Origin of the sequence: Wolbachia endosymbiont of Madathamugadia hiepei, assembly GCF_013366855.1 — a bacterium.
Lineage (GTDB): Bacteria > Pseudomonadota > Alphaproteobacteria > Rickettsiales > Anaplasmataceae > Wolbachia.
The window spans coordinates 1-2439 of the sequence record NZ_WQMP01000146.1; the positions used below are offsets into that span (position 1 = coordinate 1).

General features: G+C 36.9%; 3 protein-coding genes. 2 read left to right on the forward strand and 1 reads right to left on the reverse strand.

Annotated features, from left to right (window positions below):
- Positions 1-322: 322 nt before the first annotated feature.
- Positions 323-1030: a uroporphyrinogen-III synthase gene (locus tag GO685_RS04775; RefSeq protein ID WP_175937800.1), complete on the forward strand. Its 708-nt coding sequence runs from the start codon at positions 323-325 to the stop codon at positions 1028-1030.
- Positions 1030-1842 (forward strand): exodeoxyribonuclease III, encoded by an 813-nt coding sequence (locus tag GO685_RS04780; RefSeq protein WP_175937801.1) that lies wholly within the window; start codon positions 1030-1032, stop codon positions 1840-1842. The genes GO685_RS04775 and GO685_RS04780 overlap by 1 nt, the downstream gene beginning before the upstream one ends.
- Positions 1843-2094: 252 nt before the next feature.
- On the opposite strand, the gene GO685_RS04785 is transcribed toward GO685_RS04780, so the two are convergent.
- Positions 2095-2439: transposase (locus GO685_RS04785; protein ID WP_175937802.1), on the reverse strand; the 345-nt coding region annotated here is incomplete at its 5' end.

Sequence of the window (2439 nt, forward strand, 5' to 3'; positions counted from 1 at the left end):
AAACAGAATAACTCTGTTATATTCTTATGCATTGGGTAACCTCCTATTGTTGCTAAAATACTGGAGTTTACCCTATTTCTCTCTCTACTCTTTTTCTAATTCATAGTTAGCGTTAATAGCATATTTAGTGCGTTAATTGATAGGATAAGGCTAATCTATTCGAAATTTTTGTAAACAAGAATTTGCCTTCTTGCAAATCCTGTAAAGCTTAGCTATAAAACTTCAGTGGAGTCCAGCATTGTTAATATAATCTGCTTAAAAATTTTTATTCAGTAATTTTTTTTATAAAGGTATTATTTTACCTGTAGTAAAGTAGATTAGAATGAAGTCTATCTTGTTGACTAGGCCTTTATCAGACTCACTGGACACGAGAAGTGCGCTGAGGAAATATGGGTATAAAGTATATATAGAGCCAGTATTCACAATAAAACATCTGCAGCCTGATATATCTGCGCATGAATTTGATGTGGTAATATCCACAAGTAAGAACAGTGTGAAAGCATTTAGCCAAATATGCAGGGTAGATGACCTTCCAATCATTACAGTTGGTAGCTCAACGATGCAAACTGCAAAGGATTTAGGGTTCTCTGATATCATATCAGCAGACAGTAATGTTGAGGGTCTGATATCATTTATAAAAAATCACTATTCAATAGCAGTAAAGTTCCTATATATCAGGGGACAGGAAATATCATGCGATTTGAAAAAAAGGTTATTTGAAGAGGGTTTTAATGTAAGGGAAGTTATACTCTACAAGACAATTATTAAAAGGAACCTAACTCACAGGTGCAAAAACTTGTTATCAGGTAGTAAAATCGATAGTGTTGCTTTTTTTTCTTCACAGACAGCAAGAATATTCTGTTCTTTAGTTTCAAAGAGTGGCCTATCTCATGCAATGGGCGATATAGTTGCATGCGCTATGAGTAAGAATATTGCTGATAGTTTGAAGTCAATCAAATGGAAAAAAGTCATAACATCGAGGCTACCTACTAAAGAGAGTTTAATTGATATGATTAATAAGGATTGCTGATGCTAAAAATTGCCACTTGGAATGTCAACTCTATACGCAAAAGAGTCGAGCAGCTCTGTAGTTTCGTAATTGATAGCCAGATAGATATAATCCTGCTGCAAGAGACAAAGTGCACGGAAGAGCAATTTCCCTATGCGGGAATAGAGAAGCTCGGGTATGAATGCGCCGTCTATGGGCAAGTTGCAAGAAATGGTGTTTGTGTTTTATCTAAACATCCGATACTAGAGAAATTTAAAATTGACATCGTAGAAGGCTATCAAGAAGCGCGTTATATAGAGTGCAAAGTAAAGTACAATAATCAGAAGATAAAAGTAGGCAGCGTATACGTTCCAAATGGTCAAAGCCCAGACTCTCACGCGTTTGCGTATAAACTCAAGTTTTTCGATAACCTACACGAAAGAATGAGCTATTTGCTGAAGAATGAGGAGCTAACTATTATAGCTGGCGACTACAATGTTGCACCGGACGAAATTGACGTTTTTGACCCAATTTTACTGAATGGTCAAGTGTGTTTTCATATAAAAGAACGCGAGAAGTTAAGGGCAATCCTGAATCTCGGGTTTAAAGACGCATTTAGGACATCCCACCCGAATTTGCAACAGTTTACCTGGTGGCACTATCAAGGCAGTTCACTAAGAAATAATCAAGGAATGCGAATAGATCATATGCTGCTATCACCCCAAGCTGTCGACAGGTTGGAAGCGTGTTATATAGATAGCAGGCTGCGCAAGCTGGAAAGCCCATCTGACCATACGCCCGTTGTATGTGTTATGAATCCCCAAGTTGAAGAAAAAAACGTGGCTGCACAATAGATCTCTCGCACATCAAACCAGCTTTGGCATGTGCGAAAAAACTACTTGACAACTTTCGCCGTTACCCTTACAATGAGATTGAAGCTATTCATTTAGCTTCAATCTGTGCAGATTAAACGACGAAAGTATCACAGTTGGTGTCTTATGTTTAATTTTTTGCACTATGTGCACCTCATGTCTTTATTAATTTCACCCAGACTTCTAGGTTTTTGTCTACACAAGCTGAAACGCGCTTATAACGCTAACTATGGATTAGCCGATAAAGAAAGAGCTGGAAATAGAGGGCTTTTTGGGTTGCATGGAATATGAAATAAGCGTAGAAAAGATGTGAACTAAAAAGTTAATAGGAGATCTATGGCGAGTATGTTCAATTTCTAATCTGTTTTTCAGGTAACCAAAAACCGTTTCAATGATGGGTCTTTTCCTCAGAACAATCTTCTCATTTAGCGAGATTAATGTGTTTTTTATACCTTTTTTTATCTTGGTAACAAGCTTTAAATTTCTATCAAGTAATAAACCTACTAGCTTTTTGGTTAGATCTGGAACTGGTTTTCTGTCATCAACCTTACCTTTTGTCAAGGTAACCCCTTGAATCTC

Bases quoted from the DNA above. Each gene is read 5' to 3' on its own strand.
- GO685_RS04775 (WP_175937800.1), top strand. From the start codon at position 323: ATGAAGTCTATCTTGTTGACTAGGCCTTTATCAGACTCACTGGACACG.
- GO685_RS04780 (WP_175937801.1), top strand. From the start codon at position 1,030: ATGCTAAAAATTGCCACTTGGAATGTCAACTCTATACGCAAAAGAGTC.